Here is a 23,062-nt window from a genome sequence, read left to right on the forward strand (position 1 = left end):
GCGTCCGCTCCAGACCTCCGGCTTCGTCACGCTCGCCGAGCGCACCTGGTGGCGCCCGCCGGAGCGCGGGCGCATCGGCACCTCAAGGCACCGCACGACCGCGATCCCTCTCCGTGCCTACGGGTGCAGCTTCTCGCCCTTCGCCAGCATCGCCACGAACTTCTCTATCCGGCGTGCGCGGGTCTCGGGCTTCTTGGCGTCCTGGACCCGGTACAGGATCGCGTAGCGGTTCTGCCGGTCCAGTGTCTCGAAGAACTCCGCCGCGGCCGGGTCTGCGGTCAGGGCCGCCGTGAGGTCGTCCGGCACCGTGGCGGTCTTCGCACTGTCGTAGGCCGCCTCCCAGCGGCCGTCTGCCTTGGCGCGGTCGACCTCGGCCTGCCCCGCCGGATGCATCCGGCCCTGCTCGATCAGGGCCGCCACCTTGTCCCGGTTGACCTTGGACCACTTGCTGCGCGCCTTGCGCGGGGTGAACCTCTGGAGCCACCACTCGTCGTCGAACTTGGCCTTCTGGCCGTCGATCCAGCCGTAGCAGAGTGCCACGTCGAGCGCCTGGGCGTAGTCCAGCGCGACGACTCCGGGGCTCTTCTTGCGGAGCCTGAGCCAGATACCGGACGAGACGGCGTGGTTCTCGCCGAGCCACGCCTGGAATGCCTCGGCGGATTCGAATGCGACGGTCTCCAAGTCCTGGGTCATCCCAGCAGCGAACCACACCCGGCCGATCACCACGACGCATTCGGGCACGGGACGGGGTGCAGGATGCCCGTCCGCCGTGATCATCTCTGTTCTCGACACAGAACACCCGTGCAGGAGCCCCGGCTTGCTCGGCGCCCCTCGCCCGCGCCCCGACGCGCTTCGACCCCCACGCGGACAGTGCCGCTCACCCCCACCACCGTCCACGTCCCCCATGGGCGGTCGCGTGATCACATTCAGGCGAGCCACAGCTCGCCGAGGGCCGGCCCCCCGTCCGCTTCGCCGTCCACCGGAGCGGCAACGTCCTAGCGCCGGACTCATGGCCGCACTCGTCGGCGGGGGGTTCCTCCTGATCGTCGCGCTCCCGGCGACGCTGGTGCTGGTGGGCGAGAGGGTCGAGGACAGCTTTCCGCGGGCCGCGTCCTCCCTGACCGTGCCCCCGGCACTCCTCCACGGCCGCTTCACCCGGACCAGGGACGACTCCTCAACTCTGGGCCGGACGCTGCAGAACGGCTGGCGGCACAGCTGGGACGCCGAGGACGTCCACGGCGTCGTCGCCACCTACAAGCCGGAAAGCGGCGAGCGGGGCGTTCTCGTCGTGACCGGCGTGTACGGCCGGTTCAAGAACACCGACAGGACGCGCTCCCACGTACTGGCGGACAACGGCTCCAAGGACACCAAGGTGACCGTGGTCGTGCCGCCGCAGGACGACACCCCGGCCGGCTCCCGCATCCACATCAGCTGCGACATCGTGACCCGAAGACGGGCGGACGGCGGGACACTCACCTACCCCGTCTGCGCCTGGGCGGACGGCAACTCCTGGGCGAGCGTGGCCGACACGACCCTCTCCGGCTCGGTGAACCTCGACCTGAAAACCGCCGCCGGAACCACCCTCCGGATCCGCTCCGAGATGGAGACACCGATCAGGTGACCCGGCCAGTGGCGGACGTCTTCGCCGGCCCTGGTCCGCTCGGACCTCGCCGGCGCCGGCCCGTGGCGCGCTCCGCCGGCGAGCGGGGCGGCCGGGTGACCCGGGGCCGACTACCCATGGCCGCCCCTTCGCCTGCCGCCTGAACAGGCGGCCGGGCACGCTCCCTACCGAAGTGAGCGGAAGCCCGCGCGGACTTCCCCGACGAAGAGCTCCGGCTGCTCCCAGGCGGCGAAGTGACCGCCCCTGGGCAGCTTGTTGTAGTGGACGAGGTTCGGGTACGCCTGCTCCGACCAGCTCTTGGGAGCCTGGTAGAGCTCGTCGGGGAAGACGCTTACGGCCACCGGGAGTTTGACGCCCTGCGCACCGAAGAACGGAGTCGTGTTCTCCGCGTAGAGGCGGGCCGCGGAGATCGCCGTGTTCGTCAGCCAGAAGAGCGTGATGTTGTCCAGGACGTCGTCCCGCGTCAGGCCCTCACTCACTCCGTCGAAGGACCGGGTGATCAGCTCCAGGCTGGCTTTGTCGTGGTCGAGCAGGAAGGCGGCCAGGCCTACGGGGGAGTCCGCGAGCGCCGTGAGGGACTGCGGGCGCGAGCCCATCATGTAGGCGTAGTAGACGTGCCGGTAGACGAAGTCCAACTGCTCGACGGCCCGCTTCTGCTCGTCGTCGGCGAGGGTGACGTCCGACGGCAGAGGGATGCCGGCGATGATGGCCTGCTCGACGGCGGGCGGAATCACCTTGGGCATGTTGGTGTGGATGCCGACCAGGCCCTCGGGCTCCTGTACACCCATGAGATCGGTGACGACCGCGCCCCAGTCGCCGCCCTGCGCCACGTATCTGGTGTAGCCCAGGCGCTTCATCAGCACGCCCCAGGCGCGGGCGATCCGCTCGGGGCTCCAGCCGGGGGCGCTCGGCTTGCCGGAGAAGCCGTAGCCGGGCATCGACGGGATCACCACGTGGAAGGCGTCCGAGGCGGCACCACCGTGGGCCGTCGGGTTCGTGAGCGGCTCGATGATCTTCAGCTGCTCGACGACCGAACCCGGCCAGCCGTGCGTGACGATCACCGGCAGCGCATTCTCATGCTTCGAGCGGATGTGCAGGAAGTGGATGTCCAGCCCGTCGATCTCGGTGATGAACTGGGGGTAGGAGTTCAGCCTCGCCTCGACCTTGCGCCAGTCGTACTCCGTCGCCCAGTAGCGCGCCAGCTCCTTGACCGTGGCGAGCTGGGTGCCCTGGGACCGGTCGTCGACGGTCTCCTGCTCGGGGAAGCGCGTCGCCTCGATACGCGAACGCAGGTCCTGGAGATCCGCCTCCGGAAATTCGAACGTGAACGGGCGGACGGCCGTCGGTACAGATGTGTCGGACATGTACGGGGACTCCTCGGAACGTCGGCGACCCTCTGTCGCCGGCTCGTCCACAGTCGTCCAGCTCCGCGCGCGTCGCCCCGGGGAAACCCCCGGGGTTTTCTCGGGGCCGGCCCCCGGGGGCCGGCCCCGAGGCGAGATGCCCCTCGTCCGACTACTGAAAGCGCGCAAAAGGGAATACGGTCGAAACAGCACTTCGCGGCGTATCGAAGCCGGTGATCGTCGCTTCCAGGAAGATCGACCTATGGGTGCTCAGTCCATGGAGTCCGGGGGCGCACTGCGGGGCCGGGACCAGGAGCTGGCGGCGCTGGAGCGGGTACTCGCCACGGCTCGTGCGGGCAACAGCGCCGTGGTGGTCCTGCGCGGCGAAGCCGGCATCGGCAAGACCGCACTGCTGGACCACGCGGCCGGCCTCGCCACCGGGTTCCGCACTCTTGGCATCGCGGGCGTCGAGTGGGAGATGGAGCTGCCTTACGCGAGCCTCCACCAGCTCTGCGCACCCCTGCTGGACGATCTCCAGGAGCTTCCGGACCCCCAGCGCGACGCACTGTCCGTAGCGTTCGGACTACAGGCGGGTGAGGCACCGAACCGGTTCCTGGTCGGTCTGGCGGTGCTCGGACTGCTGGCCGGGGCCGCCGAGGACGGGCCGCTGGCCTGCCTCGTCGATGACGCACAGTGGCTGGACAAGGAGTCCCTCCAGGTCCTGGGATTCGTGGCCAGACGGCTGGTCGCGGAATCGGTGGCGTTGATCTTCGCCCTGCGGGACTCCGATGACGGTCCTGACCTGGCCGGCCTGCCCGAGCTGACGGTGCGGGGCCTCAGCGAGAACGAGGCACGCGTCCTGCTGGCCTCGGTGGTCCGGGTGCCACTCGACCCGCTGGTGCGGGACCGGATCGTCGCCGAGACGCACGGCAACCCGATGGCCCTGCTGCACCTGCCACTCGCCCTGGCACCCGCCGAGCTGGCGGGCGGCTTCTGGCTGCCCGGCAGACGCCCCCTGGCAAGACACCTCGAAAACGCCTTTCACCAGCAGTTCCGTCTGCTTCCCGAGGACAGCCGGCGTCTTCTGCTGACGGCCGCGGCCGAGCCGACCGGAGACGCGGACCTGTTGTGGCGCGCGGCCGTCCTGCAAGGAATACCAGCCGGTGCCGCGGGGCCGGCCGAGGCCGCGGGACTGGTCGAGTTCGGTACCAGGGTGCGGTTCCGCCACCCCTTGGTACGTTCGGCCGTCTACCGGGGGGCATCCGTGCCCGGACGTCGGGCTGCGCACCGCGCGCTGGCGGATGCCACCGATCCCCGCCTTGACCCTGATCGCCGGGCGTGGCACCGCGCTCACGCCACCGACCGGCCGGACGAGGGCGTCGCCGTTGATCTGGAGGGCTCAGCCGGGCGGGCCCAGGGCAGAGGAGGAATGGCGGCAGCGGCCTCGTTCCTGCAGCGGGCGACGGAGCTGACGCCCGATGCCGGGCGCAGAGCCGGCCGCGCACTGGACGCTGCCCAGGCCCACATCGACGCCGGCGGGGCCGACCAGGCTCGTTCCCTGCTGGCCATCGCGGAGACCGGCCCGCTCGACGACCTGCAGCATGTCCGGCTCGAATGGCTGCGGGCCCGGCTGGTGTTCTCCGAGGTGCGCGGTGACGCAGCGCCCCGGCTCCTGCTCGACGTCGCACAAAGGCTCGCGCCCCTCGACGCCGCCCTCGCCCGCGAAACCCTGCTGGAGGCGGTCGGTACGGCGAGCTTCGCCGGCCGCCTGGGCAGGGGACCCGGGCTGCGCGAGATCGCCGAAGCGGCCCGCGCCGGGCCGCGGCCGACGGGGCAGCCGCGGATGGTGGACATCCTTCTGGACGGTATCGCCGACCGGGTCCTTGGTGGTCACGTCGTCGGCGCTGCCGCCCTCAGGCAGGCGATGCACGCCGTCCGGCAGGAGCAGAGAACCGGTGGGACGGAGACGGAAAGGCGCTGGCTGTGGCTGGCGTTCCGGGTGGCACCAGAGCCTCTCGCACCCGAGCTGTGGGACGACGAGGCGTGGCACGAGATGGCGCTGGACGCCGTCCGTGTCGCCCGCGAGGCCGGAGCACTCACCGTGCTTCCGATGGCACTGACCTACCAGGCATGCTCCCACGTCCATGCCGGTGAATTCGACACGGCCGCGACGCTGATCGACGAGGCCACGGCCGTCTCGGAGGCGGTCGGCGGCGTACCGATGATGCACACGTCCCTGCTTCTCGCCGCCTGGCGTGGACAGGCGTCCCCGGCACTGGACCTCATCGGGACCACCATCGAAGAGGTGCGTGCCCGGGGCGAGGGCCGCGCCCTCGGCCTCGCCGAATACGCGACCGCACTGCTGTACAACGGACTCGGCCGCTACGACGACGCGCTGGCGGCCGCGACTCGCGCCTGCCAGTACGAGGACCTGGGCTACTTCGGATGGTCGCTCGCCGAACTGGTCGAGGCGGCCGCCCGCAGCGGGCGGCCGGGGTCCGGTGAGAGGGCACTGGACGATCTCACCGAACGCACCCGTGCGGCCGGGACCGAATGGGCCCTGGGCGCGGCGGCCTGCTCACGGGCATTGCTGAGCGAGGGTGAGGCCGCCGACGCGCTGTACAAGGAGGCGATCGAGCGTCTCGGTCACTGCCGAATCGCCGTCCAACTGGCCCGCGCTCGGCTGCTGTACGGCGAATGGCTGCGCCGTCGGAACCGGCGTCAGGAGAGTCGTGCGGCACTACGCGCCGCCTACGAGACGTTCAGCCGTTTCGGAGCCGACGGTTTCGCCGAACGCGCCCGCAGAGAGTTGTCGGCGACAGGAGAGACGGCCCGCAGGCGAACCGTCGGTGCCGACGCCCGCCTCACCAGTCAGGAAGCTCAGATCGCCGGGCTGGCCGGGGACCACACCAACGCGGAGATCGCCGCCCGGTTGTTCATCAGCCCGCGCACGGTGGAGTGGCACCTGAGCAACGTGTTCGCCAAACTCGGCGTGAGTTCCCGCAGGCAGCTGCGCGCGGCGTTGCCTCCGGCGCGAACAGGAGCACCTGCTCGCTGACGGCGTCAGGACAGAACCACGCCACGCGGTCGCTGCCCGCCGACCCGTATGTGACGGGGTCGGGGCCGGATGTGCGTGTCCCGCGTGCCACGGTTGGGGACTGCCGGGCTGTCCTCGATCTCGTCGCGGACAAGGCGGAGGTGCCCGTACTCCGGGCGGCAGACGGTGCTTCCGTCGCCCCGGCGGGGGCCCTGCCGTCCGGTCCGGCGGATGCGGAGTGCCTCAAAGCCGGGGTGCTTGCTGGTCAAGGCCGCCCCGGCGGGAAGTGCCCCCGCGACGCGGGCGGACCCGTCCCGACCACGCTCCGGCTTGTCGAGTCGGCGATCGCCGAGGCACTGGAGCGCGCCAGGATGCGCGGCAAACGCACAGCGGACAAGGAGCCGGCTGGACTGGCGCGTCTTCTCACCGCCTTCATACAGGGGCTGCGCGGCGTGGGAGGAGCGCAAGCCTGACGGAAGTTCGTCGAATCGGCCATTACCGCGGTCATGCGCACCTTGGACTGGGAGCAGCAACACCGTGTGCACCGGGTGGGATTCACGCCGGACCCCCGGCTGCCCTCAGCGAGCGCATGGCTCCCATGCCGGCGCTCGCTCCGGTCTTCACCCGCTGCAACAGGGCCAGGACGAACAACACGTCATCAGCTGTCATCACCCGACGCAGGCTAGTTGCGCCGGCCTCGGGCGGCGAACGACTTCTCCCGGAAGAGACGGGGCGGGGCCGTCCAGGGCAGGTCCGCTGCGGTCGTCGGTCAGCGGTCTGCCCGGCCCTTGCCCGGGTCTGGGCGAGGCGGAAGGAGTCGGTGTTCAGTCTCGACAGTGTTCCCGCCGAAGGTGAGGCGATCGGCGATGGCCGCGCAGAGGCGGGGACCGGTCCGCTGGAGGTGAAGACCCTTCTCTGCACCTTCCGGAGGCAGGCAAAAGGGAAAGCCCCCCTGCGTCTTGCCTGGGATGATCACGAGGGCACATCCAGCTCAGCATCGCGGCTGTCAGGCCGCGGGACGGAAGGACGACACCATGGCAACCGAGGCAGGTGCGGAAACGACGGACCCGGCCCACGCGCGTATTCCCGGCACCGCAGTCGGCGGCACGATCATCTTGCTCAACGGCACGTCCAGCTCAGGCAAGACCAGCATTGCCCGGGAACTTCTCGACATCCTCGACGGGACGTGGTTCCACATCCCGGTGGACGCCTTCCACGCCATGCGCTGCAAACGTGAGATACCGGACGATGATCTCCAGGCTGAGATCGACCGCACCGCAAAGGGCTTTCACCGCGCTGTCGCCGGCATGGCCGCAGGTGGCAACAACCTCGTCGTCGACTACCTGTTCAGCCGCCGCTGGCGGCTACTGGACCTCCTCGACCTGCTCGTGCCCGAAGACACGCTGCTAGTCGGCGTGCGCTGTCCGTTACCCGAGCTGAAACGCCGTGAGATCGAGCGCGGTGACCGACAACCGGGACTGGCCGCCATGCAATACGACCAGGTGCACTCCCACGAACTGCATGACCTCGATGTCGACACCAGCCTCCGCAGCCCGCGGGAATGTGCCCTTCGCATCCGTGATTTCCTGCCGGCCCGACCGCGTCCCACCGCCTTTGAAACGCTCCGGAAGACTCTGCGGACGCCGAACTGATCAACCCTGCTCCTTGAAGCAACCATTCCGAGGAATAGACACTTTCGCTTCGAATGGATCCTCATCCAAGAGCATTGGTCCCGCTCTCGCCGAGTTCGGCCTGTTGCTGCAGGCGATCGGCTTGCTTCTTCTTTTCGGTAATGTGTCGCAAGCTCTCTTTGAGGGCGGTGACCTCGCCCAGCCACTGCATCCGATGGGCCTCTCCGAGCCGCTCGCGGGTGTTGGCCTCGATCTCCAGCAGTCGCGGCACCTGGGCGATGTCGAGGCGGAGCATCGGGCATCTGACGCAGGCGTGCTCGTGCTGGCAGGGGGTTCCGTAGGGCCTGTCACAAGTGCCGAGAGCAACCTTGCGAAGGCTGAAGTGATCGCGGAAATCGGCCCACTCGGCGGAGGTCGGCTCCCTGTATTCTTCGCTGGGACGCGCGGCTCGGCATGGGTCGACGAAGTGCTGGTAGTGGCGGATGACTTCCTCAGGATAGACCGCGACATATCCCTGAGTGGTATTGAGATCGAGATGGTCGAGTACTTTGGCTGCGATGTGGATCGGCAGCCCGCCGTTGACGGTTTCGGTCGAGAAGATTCTCCGGAAGTCGTGCGGGGTGAACCGCAGCGGTGTGCCGTCGACGTCGGCGATGTCGGCTTGTTCCGCGAGTTCGGTGAGCAGCTCCCGTACCCGGTTGGGAGAGATTACCTGCAGGCGATGCTGGGAGACGCGCTGGAACAAGTGCGGTAGCGGTGGGCCGAAGATGCGTTCGTAGCCGTCGTAGCGGCTCAGCAGCGGGACCTTCCCGTCAGGGGCCTTGATCCTGCGGATGATACGGGCGAGGACGGCGACCAGGTCAGGGTCGGCGGGGATGACTCTTTCGTGGTCGGTCTTGGAGGGGCTGATCTGCAGCAGCGGGACGAGCTCGCCGGTGGGTGCCTTGTACTGCCGAAGGCTCAGATGGGTGAGTTCCAGAAGTTCCTCGATGCGGGCTCCTGTCCGCCGCAGCACCTCGATCACGGCCCAGGTCCAGAAAGCGTTGGACTCCGCGCATTCAGCGTCGAAGCGTGTCTCCGGCTCGGCGAGTGGGGTGCCGAACACCGCAGTGGGACGCCAGTGACTGGTCGCCCGCCCGCTGCGGCGATATCGCTGGCCCCCGGCCGTGAACTCCTGGCCAGGCTCAGTGTTCCGGGCCGCGGCCAGCACAAGTTCGGCCTGCCGCAGGCGGTCCTCGGCGGCGGCGATGAGCCGCGGGACCACCGGGACCAAGGTGCGGGTGCGCTGCTGCATGCGGGCCTGACGGTGCCGGGTTTCCTTGAGATAGCCGCGGACGTCGGCTTCGCTGATCGGGCAGGGGGCCGCCCAGCGGGACCAGCGGGCGGGGTCCTCCAGTGACCACTGCAACAGGTCCAGGTAGAAGGAGCGGACGGCCAGCAGCACGTTGTGGCTGTTGCGGCGGGGGCGGCCATCGGGCAGAAGGCGAGCCCGCTGCTTCCACTCCTGGGCAACGCCGTCGGGCAGGTGGAGGGAGGAGATCCCGGGACGGTGTCGTTCCAGGTCCGCCCAGAACAGCCCGGCGAGCATGTGGGCCTGGTTGACCAAGGAGCCGTAGTCGAGGACCGCCGCCCGCTCGGCAACGTAGTACACCAAGACGTCACGGATCTCGCGGTGAGCGATCTGATACCGGTCGACCAGCTCGGCTGGGGTGAGCTGGCCCGGTGCGCTGGCCTGCCGGAGGGTAGGCGGTGCGTCCTTCAACCCTCCAACGGCGTGCAGGATCTCGTAGGCAAACGGGAGGGACGCCACCGTGCGTCCGGAAGCCCGGCGGGCTGCTGCGTACTGCTCGAAGTCCTCAACTTCCAGTTCGAGCAGATCCTTTTTCGTGACGATGGCCATGCGCGTGAGCAGGTTGAGGGCCTCGGCGCCGTACTCGTCGCAGCCGCCCCGCCCCTCGGCCTGTCGCCGCAGCCGGGCGAACGCCTCAGTCTGGTTGTGGCGCCGGTAGGCGTCGTAGACCCCGAGCAGGCGACTGCCGCACAACCACGCGTAGGACGGCTGGAGCACGCGGAGCACGATCAGCGTGCCGAGCCTAGCGGTGAGCCGACATCGTTGGGACTGAGTCAGCCCCGGCGGGCCCCACTGCTTCCCAACGGCGTCGGAGCCGCTCAGCAGCCAGCGGTCCTGCCAGGTTTCCCCGGGGAACTGTCCGAGCCAGTCCAGGACATGGGCCATCGCGCGGTCCTGCCGGGACCGCTGCTGAGCGGTCGGCTCGACCAGCAGATCCCGGGCGAGTTCGACCAGCGTGGCCCGGGAAGCGTGCTCTCGCCCGGGAATTGGCTGCCCCGCAGGCCGCTCCGGCGGCCGGGGTCCGATCAGGACCGCGGGGTCACGGACACTGGCCGGAGTGCGGGCGGTTCGTCCGTGGCGAGCGGCCATCATGCGCTTCCGAACACGTCGGCAAGGTCGTCCGGATCGTAGGACCAGCCCGTCAGCGGGCGCGGCGACGGCTTGGGGCGGGTGTAGTGCTCGTGGACCTTTGCGATCACCTCGTCCGTCCGAGGGCGTAGGTAACCGCTGGTGGTGGTGATCTGCCGGTGCCGCATCACCTGCTGGGCGTCGACCAGGCTCAATCCGGGGTCGTCGACCAGCCGCTGACACAGGGTGTGCCGCAGGTCGTGCAGGCAGAGGTTCGCGCCGATCCGCGTGTTGATCCGGTTCAGCACGGCCCGCAGTGCGGTGTAGGTCAGCGGCCGCAACAGCCCGCGTCGGGTCCACCAAACCGGCTCATGTGGCTCGGGCCGAAGTCCCTCTTGGGCCAACTCGCCCAGGTAGAGGGCCAGCCAGGAGAACGCCTCCGGTGAAGCCGGGCAAGCCTGCTTCACTCCGACCAGTCCCTTGGACTGCACGTAGATGCGGCCTTCGCCGGGATGCACGTCACCGATCGTCATCCCCAGCATCTCCGCCGCCCTCACCCCGCTGGACAGAAACATCGAAAGCAGGGCGCGGTCCCGGTTGCAGCCGAGCGCAGCGAACAGATCCTCGATCACGTCGTCCGGAACGGCCCGAGGCTCAGGATCGTTCTGCTTTTGACGGTAGGCGCCGCGGCGGTGCAGCCGGAACGGCTCCAGCGGGTTGTGATGGACCTCGAACCGTCGGCCGTGGCGGCCTTGTGAGGGCACCGGCGAGACGACCGGCCCGTGTCCCGCCCGCACGTGATGATCGTAGAAAGCGGAGACCACCGAGAGCGCGTGGTTGATGGTCGACGGCGCGTACCCCTCACGCAGGTACGGCTTGCCGGTGCGCGCGTTCACCGACCCAGGAGCCGGCGCCTCTTGACGGCGGCGATCGCGGGCCGGGTTGTGGCACGCACGCAGCCACAGCACGAAGTCCCGTACTTCAGTGCGCTGGGCGCGGTTCCACGGCACCTCTACTGCTGCCAAGAAGCGGAACCAGCGCAGCAGGTCATAGGCGTAAGAGCGGCAGGATGCCGCCGTGTTTCCACAAGCTACGAGTTCGAGCAGGAACTCGCTCACCGGCACAACTGGGGCTCCGGAGCCGTCCACCACCTGCCACGGCAACAGGGCATCCCCGGTCGCCACCACCCTCCCGGCCCGCGCCACCACCAACCCGGACTGGCCTTAGTCCAGTCGGCGAGAATCCTGAGCCATCACATCTCCGTCCACGCTTCATCGCTTCGGACGGAGACTCCTCGTCTATACGACCGCAGCGGCGGATGACACGCCGATAGTGCGGTCAACGAGTCGGTGCACCGCCTTGCCGGAATACGACAGGCGGAAGGAGAACAGGCTGACTTGACCTCCTGGCCGGCCGGACGGCTGGTCACGTCCCCGAAGTCGACTCCTCTTCGACGCCCGGACGGTGGGACTGCGGCAGAAATGCCTTCGCGGTGCCCCGGCCCGCAGCGATCCGGATCTCGTCACGACGTTCCGCGACGTAGGCGGACGATCCCCTATGTCAGGTCGACAGCGCCGTGCTCGGCGACCAGCCTGACGCTTCTTGCGCGGCGCCGCCCAGACCGAGGTCAGCGCGTTGCGTACCGTCCGGGCACTTCGATGCTCCCACCGCGAGCCCCACGCGGTGTCAGAACTCAGCGATACCGTTTCCGACGGGCCCGGTGCTGGCGCACTGACCGGCAGACGGTGTCACTGCTCACCCACCCAGCCACGCGCCGTCGGCTCGACTGCGACGGTGAACCAACCACGCTGGAAAGCCGGTTGGTTCACCTGGAGGCCGATAAGGTGCCGAAGAGCCGCGCGGCGCCGGTGGGGTGGCCGTACTGCTCGTGAACCGTCAGTGGTCTTGGGGCTCCTGCGCGCGCAGGGCCTCCTTGACCGCCTGCTCGACGCGGGCGTTCTCCCGCTCCGCCCGGCGGGCGCGGGCGCGGCGGGCGAGCAGCAGCCAGGCGGTGCCCGCGGCAGCCAGGACCACGATCACGACCAGCAGGGTCCAGGGCACGGCCCAGCCGCCGGCGGTGGCCCGGACGGGGGCGAGCGGGGAGACCGAGCCCGACGCGTCGGTGAGCAGCGGGGTCACGGTCACGGCCGCGGTGAGCCGGACCGCGGGGGCCACCCCGTGCAGCGGCACGGTCACCTTCCAGCGCTCCCCCGGCAGCAGGTCGGGGGTGGCGGCGACGGCACCGGCCTTGGCCTTGAGCCAGCCGAACGGTCCGCTCAGCGACGCCTTCTGACGGGCCGACAGCACGGTGTTGCCGGTGTTGTGGACCGTGTAGGTCAGGGTCGCCTCGCCGGTGGCGAACGGGTTGGCGGTGCCGTGGTAGTCGACCGAGAGGTCCTCGACGGCGAGCCGTGGACGCAGTGCGCCGCTGACCCGGAGCTTGACCCGGATGCCGAGGCGACGGTCCACGTTGATGCCCGCGGCGGCGTCCGGCTGCTTCAGGGAGGTGAGGAGGCCGCCCACGTAGTCGCCGGGAGTGGCGTTGCCGGGGACGGTGACGCTGAACGGGATGCGTACCGTCCGGCCCGGCGCGACCTTGACGCTCGTGCGGTCGGCGTGCAGCCACGCACCCACACCCACGGACTTCTTGTCCCGGGTGAGCAGGTCGAGCTGGCCGGTGTCGGTGGTGTAGCCGTCGGCCGCGTACACCGAGAGGGTGAGCGGGTCCTTGCCGCGGTTGGCGACGACCATCGCGTCGTCGATCCGGCCGCCCGGGTTGACGCTGTAGGCGAAGCTGGACCGGTCGGAGCCGTAGCTGTTGGGCGCTGTGCGGACGGTCCAGGTGACGTCGCCGCCCGCGGCCTCGGCGGGGACGGTGAGCGGCCCGGTGACCACGAGTGCGGCGAGCAGGGTGAGCAGGGCGGTGCGGAACAGGGCGGCGACGGTGGTGGTCCGGCGCAGGATGGGGGCGTGCATCTGGGGTCCTCGGGCTGGCGGGCGGGCAGGCCGTGGCGGGCGGCGGGATCGGGACGCGCCGGGCCTCCGTGCGGGTCGGGGGCGCGAAAGGACGTGCGGGGGTGGGGCGGGCACCGGGCGGTGCCCGCCCCACCGGGTACTGCTACCGGGTCAGCTGCTCAGCGCGGTGAGCGTGAGAGTCGCGCGGTAGGTGCCCTTGTTGACGCTGCCCGGGATCTTCAGGTCCAGGTCGGCGCCCAGCTTGGCCCTGCCCTTGGCGTGGCCCTGCTCGGCCCAGGCGAGGCCGCGCGAGACGGACAGGCCCTGGCCGTTGTCGTCGTAGCCGGAGGCCACGGAACCGCTGGCCTTGGCGCCGGCACCGTCCAGGAGCACGTTCGGCGTCCAGCCGAGGTAGGCGCCCGAGAAGGTCTTGTCGGCGTCCTTGAAGTCGCTGACGCTGGCCGAGACCGACCACGGGGCCTGGGAACGACGGCTGTCGGAGACCAGGATCGGGTTGATCTGGCCGGCCGCCTGGAAGTAGTCGCCGTCGTGGTTCTGCGCGGTGCCGAGGTCCACCAGGCCGTTGTAGCCGTCGACGGTCCAGCCGAACTCGCCGGGGGGCGCGTCCGGGACGTCGACCTGCAGGTCCTGGGAGTCGCCGTGGTACGGGTGGACCGTGACCTTGTCGACGACCGAGCCGACCGGCTTGTCCCCGGTGGTGTTGGTGCAGGGCACCTCGCCCAGCTCCACCGCGGCGTTGGGTGCCTCGCAGGTGCCGCTGCGCAGGTTCTCGACGACCAGCTTGTCCTTGCGGACGCCGACCTTCACGTAGCTGCGGACGTGCTCCTGGTTCTGGACCGAGTTGTACCAGTAGCTGTCCGGGTTGAGCGGGTCGGCGCCGTTGCCGGCACCGCTCGTGCCGCTGCTGTCCGGCTTGGTGATGTCGTAGTACTTCGAGCCGGAGGCCGAGTTCGACGTCACGTACAGCACACCGCCGGGACCGGGGTACACGTCCGCGGCACCGGGCTGCTCGTCCGGGTTCTCCTTCTGACCGTTCTTGATCAGGTAGCTGCGGGAGTAGCTGTGGTCGTGGCCCTGAAGCACCAGGTCCACACCGAGCTTGGAGAACGTCGTCGGGAAGTCCGTCCGGCGGACCTTGTTGTCGCTGTCCTTGGCGTGCGAGGCCGGCGAGTAGATCGCGTGGTGGTAGACGAGTACCTTCCACTTGGCCTCGGAGCCGTGCTTGTTGATGACGTCGGTGACGTAGTTGACGTGCGCCGCGTCACCGCCGCCGCCCTGGGACGTGGCGTAGCTGTTGCTGTTCAGATCGATGAACAGCACGTCCTTGTAGATGTACCAGTAGTCGCCGCCGGAGGTGTTCGACGCCGGGTTCCCGTTGGAGTAGTACGGGGCCGTGCGGTCGGTGTTCGGCGTGTAGAGGTGCTGCTCGTACGCCTTGCCGCCGACGTCGTGGTTGCCGATGGTGGCGGCCCACGGGTACTGGCGGAGCTTGTCGGGCGCCAGGAAGGCGTTCCACTGGGACTCGGTGTTGGCGCTCTCGATCTGGTCGCCGCCCGACACCAGCAGTTCGGCGTCGGGATTGGCGGCGAGCGACACGTCGAGGGTGTCCTGCCAGCCGGCCTGGTCCTTGGCGGTGTTGCCGGAGGAGCCGATCTGCGGGTCGCCGTAGAACAGGAAGTCGTAGTCGCCCTCGAAGTCCTGCGTCTTGAAGGCGTACGTGGTCGACCAGTTCCCCTCGGAGCCGACCCGGTAGGAGTACGCGGTGTGCTCCTTGAGACCGGTGAGGGTGGCGTGGCGGTTGTAGCCGCCACTGGTGGCGATGTTGGCGCCGCCGACGGCGTCGAAGCGCGTCGCGTCGGCCGGGAACTCGCCGTTGACGAGCTGCGCGGTCGGAACCACCTGCACCTGCTGGGCGGTGTCCGCCGAGGAGTACCACGTCACGGTGCGCTGCGACTCGTTCGCGCCGACACCGAGGATGATGCCACTGAGCGTGGTGGACTCGGCCGCGCTGGCGGGAGCCGCCAGGCCGTTGCCGATCGCCATGGCCACACCCAGGAATGCCGCTGCGGCCCCGGTGGCCATGCGGCGCCGCGCAGGCCCGGAGACCTGCGAGGAGGGTCTTGATCTCATCGATTACGTTCCTTTGGTGCACGGAGTGCATAAGTGGACGCCAAGAACGTCTCTCCGCTTGGTAAACGAGTAGTAAATGCGATCTTGGGACTTCCTGAACTTCCCAGGTCCCCGGGGAACTGGGCCGGCTGCGGCCCCGACAGGTCCGCCGTCCCTGCTCAGACGCCCGTGAGCCGCTGGACGAACCAGATCGCCCCCATCACGGCAACCCCTGCCGAGACGACGCCGGTCAGCCAGAGACCGGCCGCGGGCGAACGGTGGCGCACCAGCGCCAGCAGCGGGAAGACGACCGCGATGATCCCCAACTGCACTGCCTCGATACCGACGTTGAACACCAACAGGGACCACAGCAGCGTCCACGACCAGGCCTCGTGAATGCCGAGCGCGCCCGCGAAGCCGAGCCCGTGCACCAGGCCGAAGCAGAACACGACGCCGAGTCGCACCCACCCGGCCCGGTCCAGTCCCAGCCGTCCGGACGCCACCGCCCCGACCTCGGCGGCCCGGCCGCGGCCGCGCCACATCCGCCACAGGTACCAGGCCGCCACCACGGCGATGGACAGGGCGATGACCGGTTCGACGACCCGGGCAGGCACCTCGACCACGCCGAGCGCGGCGAGCAGGAAGGTCACCGAGTGCGCGAGGGTGAAGCTGGTGGCGGCCAGCACGATCTCGCGCAGCCGCCTGGAACCGGCGATCAGCGCCAGCAGGAACAGGATGTGGTCGATGCCGCCCAGCAGGTGCTCCGCGCCGAGGCGGAAGAACTCCCAGAACCGTTCGTACCAGGCCTGGCCGAGCGAGAAGGACGGGTGCGCGGCGTCCAGCGCGGCGCTGCCCGACCGGCCCTCCAGCTCGTAGGTGATGATCGTCTTGGTGTCGCGGACGTAGCCCTCGCCGTCGGGGAACAGTCCGCTGCGCAACACCGCGTCGGCGCTCCGCCCGGCGCAGTCCCAGTCGAGTACGAGCCGGGCGTACGGCACGCCCTCCTGCCGGAGCAGCGTGAATCCGCCCTGCCCGGACGGGGTGCAGGGGCGCCCGGCCGAGTCGACGGTGAACCGCCCGGTGACGTAGTCGACGGCGGCACGGTGGTGCCCGTTCAGGGCGGCGGCCTGGGCGCGGCTGTCCCCGTCCTCGAAGGCGGAGTTGCCCTGCTGGAAGAGGGAGTCGTCATGCTCGGCGTCGGCGGCGGAGACGACGTAGAGGTCGTACTCGAGTTCCAGGGTTGTCCGGATCCGGCCGTCGTCGCCGGCGCCGACCTGGACGTAGACGGTGGAGGTGAACCCGTGGGCGAGTGCGGGACGGACGGCGCCGAACAGTGCGATCACCGCTGCGGTGACCATGATGACGACCCGGCGGACGTGCTGTGACATGTAGCTCCTTCGGTTGCCCGTGCACGCTCCACGCGGTGGGTGAATTCGCGCCGCCCGGATGGCGAATCATGGAAGAACAGCTTTTCGATCAGCCCCTTTCGGCCATCTACGACGGGTCCGCTCATATGACGATGTCCTCACATCAGCAGCCACTTTCTGGAGGACGATCCCGTTGCGCACCCCGCTCAGTGCCGTGGCCGCCCTGACCGCGGCCGTAGCCCTGGTCACCGGCTGCGGCTCCAACGACGACTGGTCACGTCCGCACGAGAGCCCGACCCCGGTCGGCACGCTCGGCGCGGGTTTCACCGACCCGTCCGCGCCGCCTGCCCCGGAGGCGACCGTCACTCCGCGGCCCGGTTCCTGGAACGGTGTCCATCCCCCCGAGGACTACAGGGTGGTGCTGCTCACGTCGGGCACGGACCGCCCCACCAAGGCTCTGGTGAAGGCGGTCCGGACATGGGCCGAGGACGAACACGTGGACCTGCGGACCGTGGCCCCCGAGCACCCGGCCGACCTGCTGGCGAGCGTCAGCGAGTCCCTGGAGATGGGCGCGGACCTGATCGTCAGCGCCGGGAACGATCTGATCGACCCGCTGGCCACCGTCACCCCGAGCCATCTGTCCCAGCGGTTCCTGGTGGTCGGCGCGGAGTTGGCCGAGCCGACCGACAATGTGACCTCGGTGGACTGGTCAGGGGCGTCCTTCCGCGGCGAGGGCCTCGGCATGTCCTCCACCTACGACCCCTCCAGCTTCACCGCCGCCCGTTGCTCCGCCGCCGTCCGCGCGGGCGTCGCCGCGGTGCTGTCCGGCCTCACGGGGATCGTCGTCTGGCTCGGCCTGCACTGACCCCGGCGTACGACCGGGACCGGATCGCCGGATCACGAACGCCGTGCCGGCGCCACCGGAACCGGCCATGCCGGAGCCCTGACACGTGCAGCCCGTGAGACCGGCCCCGTCGCTTCCGTGCGGGTGCCGGGCTCGCGAAACGGAGTCGTGGAGCGCTCCTCCACATGACCTTCCGGCAGGTCACGTTGCCCCGGAGTGTGCCCGCCGGTGCATGCGTTCGCACGTTCGACCGCCTAGCATCACACACCGTACGTCCTCTGGATCTCGTCGATGGGAGCGGCTCGTGCGCGCACATGAAGAGACCCAGGAGGGCCCCGGGTCCCGCAGGAGTGTGCGGCCGGTATCCCCCACGGCCCTCACGCCCTCCGCGTCGGCTCAGAGACCCGACTCCCTGACCGTGCTCCAGAGATCCGCCGGCAATGCCGCGGTGTCCCAAATGCTCGGCAACCGGGCGACGCCCGTGCAGCGGGTGCCCGCCGACACCTCCCAGGACCCGAACGTGACCGTGCTCAGCGGGCACGGGCGGTTCGGTGACAACCAGCGCCTGCCCAAGAACCCGGACAACCCTCGAAGCCGCGCGCTCAAGGCCACGTTCACCGTGCCCGAGGGCATCGAGCTCGTCGTCTACGCGCCGCCCGGCGCATGGCTGGAGAACGAGGTGGCCAAACTCATCGAGTCCGGCACCTCACCGACTGCGGACGACCTCGAAATGGTCGGTCCCACCAACAAGCGCAAGGCCATGCCCCCCGGCTATCCCAAGACCTTCGTCGCAGGCGAGGAGGTCATCAACTACAAGCTGATGCCTCTGGAGGCCAGGCATCTGGCCGAGGGCGCGACCTCGGTCGAGCGCGGCACACTGCGGGACAAGGTCCAGGAATTCGTCACGGCCCGCCAAGGCCAGGAGGACGGGGCCCCGCCGCTGACCATCCATTACGCGTGCTGCGGTGTGGGCTCCTCCAGCGTTCCCGAGATCGACCGGCTCTTCGAGCACCGCAACTACACCGTCATGCTGCGCGCCACGCCCAGGACTCCCACCCCGGAGCCCGCGGAGCCCTCCAAGCGCAGAAGGAAATAGCGCATAGGTGCGCGGCGGCCACGTGAACGGCTTCCCGGGCACCGTCTCCGCCGTGACGGTGGGCCCGGGTCGCGTGACCGAGGTCCGTAGCCGGTACGTCGTTCTCCGCCAGGGTCGGCGGCCTCGCCGCGTCATCCGCCGGGGCGGGTTCCCGCGGGTTTCGCGGGCCTCGACGCCGACATGCCCCGCGCCGAGGCCGGCGGCGGCCCGGGTAGCCCGGGTGCTGAGCGTGCCGGTCCTAGGCCGCCAGCTCCGCCGCACTACGTTCCACGCAGAATTCGTTGCCCTCGGGATCGTGCAGCGTCACCCACCCGGTGCCGTCATCCCTTCGGTGGTCACTCTGAAGCGTGGCACCGAGCGAGAGCAGCCGTTCGACCTCCGCGTCCCGGGTCCGGTCCTGGGGCTGGAGATCCAGGTGTACACGGTTCTTCACGGCCTTGCGGTCATCGACCCTGACGAACAGCAAGGTGGCAGCAGCAGTGGTCACCACGGCCTCCGGATCCCCGGGAAAGTCGTCATCTGCCAGCGAGCCGTCCAGGGCCTGGGCCCAAAAGCCCGCAAGAACGAACGGGTCCGCGGCGTCGACGGTGACGTGCCGTATCAGAGAACTCATGCCCCAAGCTGATCATGAATGGTTCCCACCGTCCAGGTGCCGCCGGCCCCGCGCGGAGCCGCTCGTCCTCGAAACCCGGAGGGCCGGTCAGGGCTACGGAACCCCGTGACGCGCCGTCAACGTGCATCGGTCGGGCCGTCGGCTTGCGGGCGCGCGCTTCCGCCGGTGGCGAGGCGCATGAGATCGGTGGTGAAGTCGACGTCGTCCAAGGACCGCTGGGCCCGTACGGCGTTGCCGCCGAACTGGTGCGTGTGGTCGTTCCAGTTGCTGTCCGCGATCTGCCGGCCTGCTCCGGTGCGCAGCATGACGGAGAGCTCCTGCGCGGCTCGGGCGATCCGCCTGCCGAGGTCGGCCGACGCCCAGTCCTCGGGTGCGGCGTACAGGGAGGTGGGCACCGGGATGGTGCGCAGGAACCCGAACAGCGGCCGGAGTTGGTCGTCGACGACCATGGCGTGTCGTCCGGTTCCGCCTGTCGCTGCGAGTACCACCGGTGTGGCGATGAGCAGGTCGTTGTCGATCAGGTCGGCGAACGACTTGAACAGGCCGCTGATCCCCGCCTTGTAGACCGGTGTGGCGGCGATGACCGCGTCGGCCCGTGCGAGCAGTTCCATGGCGGCCCGCACCTTCGCGTGGAGCATTCCGGAGACGATGCTCTGTGCGATGTCCGTGGCGAGAGGACCGAGATCGATCGAGCGTACGGTGGCTGTCGTGCCCGACGCCTCGAGGATGTCGACCGTCTTCTGGGCTGTGCGGTCGGCGAGCAGCCGGGTCGACGACGGCTCGCTGACGCCGGCGTTGATGACGGCGATCGTCACCACGCCGACGGCAGGGGTGAGGTCGCTCATGCGTTGTCCCTCGCGGGTCCTTTCGTGCGGTGGGCGGTGGTGACGGGGGCCGCGGCTAGCAGCGCACGGCCGAGCTCGCGCAGCGTCTCGAGTTGCTCGCGGGTCAGAGCCCGGGTCATCGCCGTCGTGACGTGCCGGGCATGTGCGCGGCCGAGGCGGCGTTGCACTTCCCGGCCTTCGGCGGTGAGGACGATGCGCCAGGCGCGGGCGTCGTCGGGATCGGGCCGCCGTTCGACGAGTCCCCGGTTCTCCAGCCGGACGACGAGCCGGGACACGCCCGCCTGGGTGAGCAGGGCGTCGTCGATCAGGTCAGTGATCCGCAGGCCGTCCTTCGCTCCGGCCAGCGCGTAGAGGACGCCGTACTCGCGTGGCGGCAAGTCACCCCAGTCACCCTCGTACTCGAACTCGCGCGCGAGGGTCGCCTGAGCTCGGAACATCGCTTCCCACGCCTCGTTGGCCAGCCGGCTGTCGCCGGCCATCACAGCGCCGCCGGGAAGTCGGCTTCGAAGGCCGGGTCGCTGTCCTGGTAGGGCGAGGTGCCCGACAGGTTGTCGCCCCTGTTGGGGTTCGGGCGCGGCTGACGCGGCTCGGCTTCGCCGTACTTCGCCTTGACCAGGGATGCGTGCGTAGGAGCGTCCGGGACACCGGGTCCACGGCGGGCGGCCAGTTCCTTGCGCAGCACCGGTACGACCTCGGTGCCCAGCAGCTCGACCTGCTCCAACGCCATGTCCAGCGGCAGGCCGAGGGCGTCGACCGAGAAGAGTTGCCGCTGGTAGTCCCCGAAGCCCTCCTGGAACGTGAGGACCTTCTCGATCACCTCCTGTGGGCTGCCGACGGTCAGCGGTGTGCCCGCCATGTAGTCCTCCAGCTTCGAGCCGCGAAAGAGCGGATAGTTCTCGAAGTAGGGCCGAAAGGTGTTGACCGCGTCCTGGGAGCGCTTGGCGATGAACGCCTGGCCGCCCAGTCCGACGATGGCCTGCTCGGCGGTGCCGTGGCCGTAGTGCTCGTACCGTCGCCGGTAGAGTTCGACGATCGGCTTGAAGTGGAGATTCGGGGCCAGGATGTGGTTGGCGAAGAAGCCGTTCCCGTAGTAGGCCGCCTGTTCGGCCGTCTCAGGGCTACGGATCGAGCCGTGCCAGACGAACGGCGGGACGTCGTCCAACGGGCGAGGGGTGGAGGTGAAGCCCTGCAGCGGGGTGCGGAACTGTCCCTCCCAGTCGACCACGTCCTCGCGCCACAGCCGATGAAGCAGGTTGTAGTTCTCCAGGGCGAGGGGGACCCCTTTACGGATGTCCTTGCCGAACCACGGGTACACCGGGACGGTGTTCCCGCGGCCGAGCATCAGGTCCAGGCGCCCCTGGGCGACGTGCTGCACCATGGCGTAGTCCTCGGCGATCTTCACCGGGTCGTTGGTCGTGATCAGGGTCACGGCGGTACTGAGGATGATCCGCTTTGTCAGCGCCGCGATGTGGGCGAGCAGCGCCGGGGGCGAGGACATCACGAAGGGTGGATTGTGGTGCTCGCCCAGCGCGAAGACATCGAGGCCGACTTCGTCGGCCCGTCTGGCGATCTTGATCAGGTTTCCGATCCGCTCCGCCTCGCTCTGCGTGTGTCCCGTGGTCGGGTCGGGTGAGATGTCACCGACCCCGAATATGCCGAACTGCATGCTGCGCTCCCTAGTAATACATGACTTCGCATGCAATCTAACAACATGCCTGAGCATGTATTCCCCCGACCCCGGCCGACGGAGCCGAGATCCTCCCGGAGCCCTCGCGACGATCCGGACGCCGACGGCGGCCACCGGGCGGGACGGCAGGACGCCCGCGGACCGACCGGCATCGCGGTTGGAGGACGTGATGGCAAGGGGTGAGCTGGCCGACCTGCCGTCGGTCGTCGCCTCGGCTCGGTGCCGGCTCGGCGTGCACGTGCTGGAGCGGAAACGACCACGAGCGAGGAGGCCTCCTGGAGCCGTGCGCCCCGCTGGCGCCGGAGCCGGTCCCGCTGGGCCTGTTCACCGCCGGCCGGCACCGCTGATCGCGACGGCGGCCGAGGTGCCTGCGGCCGCCGGGGTCCGGCCGCGCCGCGCACCGCCGGCGTGCTGGCCCGCGCATCGACGACGAAGCGTACGGGCCGGACAACCCCCACGTGAGCTTTGACCAGATCGCCTCGGCAACCGTCCGCTCCGGCCTCGGCGACGCCGCCGGGGCCATGTCTTCACGTCTCGGCGCGGCGGAACCTACGGCTTGTGGGTTACCCAGAGCAGTTCCGCGGGCCAGCGGTGTGCCCAGTCGGGTGGGTCGGTTTCGTTGTAGCCGTTGGGTGTTCCGAGTTCGGGCCGCGGCTCGATGAGGTCGTCGATGATGAGACCCGCGCCGCGCAGGACCTTGACCCAGCCGCCGTAGGTGAGCTGATAACTGGTCGCGCCGTCGTCTTCGGCGATGGTGCCCAGTCCGAAGTAGTCCTGCCGCAGCGTCGTGGTCACGCGGCCGGCGGCTTCGTCGTAGCAAGCTTCGAACCACGGGCTGGCGACGTTGAACACCAGGCGCCCGCCTCGGCCCAAGACGCGTGCGGCCTGCGGTACGGCCAGGTGCGGGGGCGCCCAGCTGAGCCCACCGAAGTCGCAGAACACCAGGTCGAAGCTGTCTGCGGCGAAGGGAAGTCGTTCCGCGGCGCCTTGCACCAGGGGGTAGCGGCCCGCTCCCATCGCGCGGGCCGCTGCTGCGAGTTGGGCTTCGGACAGATCGAGCCCGACCACGGTGGCGCCCTCGGCGGCGAGCGCCCTGGACCACTGGCCGGCGCCGCAGCCGAGTTCGAGGACGCGCTTGCCGGTGACGTCACCCAGGGCGTGCAGGTGCGCATCGGGGATGGAGTACATGCCCCACAGCCTGGGCGTGGCGCCGATTCGCGGGTCGTGCCTGTGCTGGTAGGCACTGCTGATCTGGTTCCAGAGCCGCCGGTTGGCGGGGATGCTGTCCACGTGCCGACTCCAGCACTGCCTGCGGGGGCCGGTCAACACGATTCGGGCACCGGCCGGCCCTCCCCTCGGTCCTGCGCACCTTGGAACCCCGCCAGACCCGGCCCCCGGCTCCACCCGGAGAATCGTCCTGCCCGTGAGCAGCAGAGCACGTCACCCGGGCAGACGCCCATGGTTCCGGCGACCG

Annotated in this window: 17 protein-coding genes and 1 pseudogene; 5 read left to right on the forward strand and 13 right to left on the reverse strand. The window is 69.6% G+C overall.

Features of this window, described 5'->3' with window-relative positions:
* Positions 1 to 117 precede the first annotated feature (117 nt).
* On the reverse strand, positions 118 to 693 hold the full coding sequence (locus tag ACFXI4_RS05630; RefSeq protein ID WP_384988406.1) for a YdeI family protein: 576 nt from the start codon (positions 691 to 693) through the stop codon (positions 118 to 120).
* 316 nt (positions 694 to 1,009) lie between these two features.
* Between ACFXI4_RS05630 and ACFXI4_RS05635 the strand changes: the two genes are divergently transcribed.
* Positions 1,010 to 1,621, forward strand: a complete 612-nt coding sequence (locus ACFXI4_RS05635; protein ID WP_384988407.1) for a hypothetical protein — start codon at positions 1,010 to 1,012, stop codon at positions 1,619 to 1,621.
* Positions 1,622 to 1,785: 164 nt separating this feature from the next.
* On the opposite strand, the gene ACFXI4_RS05640 is transcribed toward ACFXI4_RS05635, so the two are convergent.
* Positions 1,786 to 2,985: an epoxide hydrolase family protein gene (locus ACFXI4_RS05640; RefSeq protein ID WP_384988409.1), complete on the reverse strand. Its 1,200-nt coding sequence runs from the start codon at positions 2,983 to 2,985 to the stop codon at positions 1,786 to 1,788.
* A gap of 241 nt (positions 2,986 to 3,226) precedes the next feature.
* On the opposite strand from ACFXI4_RS05640, the gene ACFXI4_RS05645 reads away from it, so the two are divergent.
* Positions 3,227 to 6,022 (forward strand): helix-turn-helix transcriptional regulator, encoded by a 2,796-nt coding sequence (locus ACFXI4_RS05645; protein WP_384988410.1) that lies wholly within the window; start codon positions 3,227 to 3,229, stop codon positions 6,020 to 6,022.
* A 750-nt stretch (positions 6,023 to 6,772) separates the two neighbouring features.
* Here the strand turns inward: ACFXI4_RS05645 and ACFXI4_RS05650 are convergent.
* A pseudogene (locus ACFXI4_RS05650) lies at positions 6,773 to 6,893 on the reverse strand (AAA family ATPase); the annotation flags it as partial.
* Between the two features lie 142 nt (positions 6,894 to 7,035).
* On the opposite strand from ACFXI4_RS05650, the gene ACFXI4_RS05655 reads away from it, so the two are divergent.
* The gene (locus ACFXI4_RS05655) at positions 7,036 to 7,653 is read left to right on the forward strand and encodes an AAA family ATPase (RefSeq protein WP_384988412.1); all 618 of its coding nucleotides are present in this window, start codon (positions 7,036 to 7,038) and stop codon (positions 7,651 to 7,653) included.
* Positions 7,654 to 7,714: 61 nt separating this feature from the next.
* Here the strand turns inward: ACFXI4_RS05655 and ACFXI4_RS05660 are convergent, their stop codons facing one another.
* The 5 genes from ACFXI4_RS05660 to ACFXI4_RS05680 form a co-directional block, all read right to left on the reverse strand.
* A complete protein-coding gene (locus ACFXI4_RS05660) occupies positions 7,715 to 9,868 on the reverse strand; it encodes a tyrosine-type recombinase/integrase (RefSeq protein WP_384988414.1) in 2,154 nt (717 codons plus the stop codon).
* Positions 9,869 to 10,071: 203 nt separating this feature from the next.
* The gene (locus ACFXI4_RS05665; protein ID WP_384988415.1) at positions 10,072 to 11,169 is read right to left on the reverse strand and encodes a tyrosine-type recombinase/integrase; all 1,098 of its coding nucleotides are present in this window, start codon (positions 11,167 to 11,169) and stop codon (positions 10,072 to 10,074) included.
* Between the two features lie 778 nt (positions 11,170 to 11,947).
* A complete protein-coding gene (locus ACFXI4_RS05670) occupies positions 11,948 to 13,027 on the reverse strand; it encodes a WxL protein peptidoglycan domain-containing protein (protein ID WP_384988417.1) in 1,080 nt (359 codons plus the stop codon).
* Positions 13,028 to 13,177: 150 nt separating this feature from the next.
* A complete protein-coding gene (locus ACFXI4_RS05675) occupies positions 13,178 to 15,157 on the reverse strand; it encodes a fibronectin type III domain-containing protein (protein ID WP_384988418.1) in 1,980 nt (659 codons plus the stop codon).
* Between the two features lie 158 nt (positions 15,158 to 15,315).
* Entirely contained in the window at positions 15,316 to 16,524 is a 1,209-nt protein-coding gene (locus ACFXI4_RS05680; RefSeq protein ID WP_384988420.1) for a HupE/UreJ family protein, read from the reverse strand.
* A gap of 172 nt (positions 16,525 to 16,696) precedes the next feature.
* Here ACFXI4_RS05680 and ACFXI4_RS05685 point away from each other — a divergent pair, with 172 nt between their 5' ends.
* Positions 16,697 to 17,368, forward strand: coding sequence for a hypothetical protein (locus ACFXI4_RS05685; RefSeq protein ID WP_384988422.1), 672 nt, complete (start codon positions 16,697 to 16,699; stop codon positions 17,366 to 17,368).
* Between the two features lie 436 nt (positions 17,369 to 17,804).
* Positions 17,805 to 18,443: a putative adhesin gene (locus ACFXI4_RS05690; RefSeq protein ID WP_384988641.1), complete on the forward strand. Its 639-nt coding sequence runs from the start codon at positions 17,805 to 17,807 to the stop codon at positions 18,441 to 18,443.
* A 238-nt stretch (positions 18,444 to 18,681) separates the two neighbouring features.
* On the opposite strand, the gene ACFXI4_RS05695 is transcribed toward ACFXI4_RS05690, so the two are convergent.
* From ACFXI4_RS05695 to ACFXI4_RS05715, 5 genes are all read right to left on the reverse strand, one after another.
* On the reverse strand, positions 18,682 to 19,056 hold the full coding sequence (locus ACFXI4_RS05695; RefSeq protein WP_384988423.1) for a VOC family protein: 375 nt from the start codon (positions 19,054 to 19,056) through the stop codon (positions 18,682 to 18,684).
* A gap of 116 nt (positions 19,057 to 19,172) precedes the next feature.
* On the reverse strand, positions 19,173 to 19,901 hold the full coding sequence (locus ACFXI4_RS05700; protein WP_384988425.1) for a CE1759 family FMN reductase: 729 nt from the start codon (positions 19,899 to 19,901) through the stop codon (positions 19,173 to 19,175).
* Positions 19,898 to 20,380, reverse strand: coding sequence for a MarR family winged helix-turn-helix transcriptional regulator (locus ACFXI4_RS05705; RefSeq protein ID WP_384988427.1), 483 nt, complete (start codon positions 20,378 to 20,380; stop codon positions 19,898 to 19,900). Before ACFXI4_RS05705 ends, ACFXI4_RS05700 begins: the two co-directional genes overlap by 4 nt.
* Positions 20,380 to 21,567 (reverse strand): CE1758 family FMN-dependent luciferase-like monooxygenase, encoded by a 1,188-nt coding sequence (locus ACFXI4_RS05710; RefSeq protein ID WP_384988428.1) that lies wholly within the window; start codon positions 21,565 to 21,567, stop codon positions 20,380 to 20,382. The genes ACFXI4_RS05705 and ACFXI4_RS05710 overlap by 1 nt, the downstream gene beginning before the upstream one ends.
* A gap of 570 nt (positions 21,568 to 22,137) precedes the next feature.
* Positions 22,138 to 22,878 carry a class I SAM-dependent methyltransferase gene (locus tag ACFXI4_RS05715; protein WP_384988429.1) on the reverse strand — a complete coding sequence of 247 codons (741 nt, stop codon included), beginning with the start codon at positions 22,876 to 22,878 and terminating at the stop codon, positions 22,138 to 22,140.
* Positions 22,879 to 23,062 lie beyond the last annotated feature (184 nt).

It is taken from the genome of Streptomyces sp. NPDC059224, assembly GCF_042754285.1.
Taxonomy (GTDB): Bacteria; Actinomycetota; Actinomycetes; order Streptomycetales; family Streptomycetaceae; genus Streptomyces.

Excerpts from the sequence above, each read along its gene's own strand:
- ACFXI4_RS05645 (WP_384988410.1), top strand. The coding sequence starts at position 3,227 with ATGGGTGCTCAGTCCATGGAGTCCGGGGGCGCACTGCGGGGCCGGGAC.
- ACFXI4_RS05670 (WP_384988417.1), bottom strand. The coding sequence starts at position 13,027 with ATGCACGCCCCCATCCTGCGCCGGACCACCACCGTCGCCGCCCTGTTC.
- ACFXI4_RS05700 (WP_384988425.1), bottom strand. The coding sequence starts at position 19,901 with ATGAGCGACCTCACCCCTGCCGTCGGCGTGGTGACGATCGCCGTCATC.
- ACFXI4_RS05695 (WP_384988423.1), bottom strand. The coding sequence starts at position 19,056 with ATGAGTTCTCTGATACGGCACGTCACCGTCGACGCCGCGGACCCGTTC.
- ACFXI4_RS05680 (WP_384988420.1), bottom strand. The coding sequence starts at position 16,524 with ATGTCACAGCACGTCCGCCGGGTCGTCATCATGGTCACCGCAGCGGTG.
- ACFXI4_RS05630 (WP_384988406.1), bottom strand. The coding sequence starts at position 693 with ATGACCCAGGACTTGGAGACCGTCGCATTCGAATCCGCCGAGGCATTC.
- ACFXI4_RS05710 (WP_384988428.1), bottom strand. The coding sequence starts at position 21,567 with ATGCAGTTCGGCATATTCGGGGTCGGTGACATCTCACCCGACCCGACC.
- ACFXI4_RS05660 (WP_384988414.1), bottom strand. The coding sequence starts at position 9,868 with ATGGCCCATGTCCTGGACTGGCTCGGACAGTTCCCCGGGGAAACCTGG.
- ACFXI4_RS05635 (WP_384988407.1), top strand. The coding sequence starts at position 1,010 with ATGGCCGCACTCGTCGGCGGGGGGTTCCTCCTGATCGTCGCGCTCCCG.
- ACFXI4_RS05655 (WP_384988412.1), top strand. The coding sequence starts at position 7,036 with ATGGCAACCGAGGCAGGTGCGGAAACGACGGACCCGGCCCACGCGCGT.
- ACFXI4_RS05640 (WP_384988409.1), bottom strand. The coding sequence starts at position 2,985 with ATGTCCGACACATCTGTACCGACGGCCGTCCGCCCGTTCACGTTCGAA.
- ACFXI4_RS05690 (WP_384988641.1), top strand. The coding sequence starts at position 17,805 with ATGCTCGGCAACCGGGCGACGCCCGTGCAGCGGGTGCCCGCCGACACC.
- ACFXI4_RS05705 (WP_384988427.1), bottom strand. The coding sequence starts at position 20,380 with ATGGCCGGCGACAGCCGGCTGGCCAACGAGGCGTGGGAAGCGATGTTC.
- ACFXI4_RS05675 (WP_384988418.1), bottom strand. The coding sequence starts at position 15,157 with ATGAGATCAAGACCCTCCTCGCAGGTCTCCGGGCCTGCGCGGCGCCGC.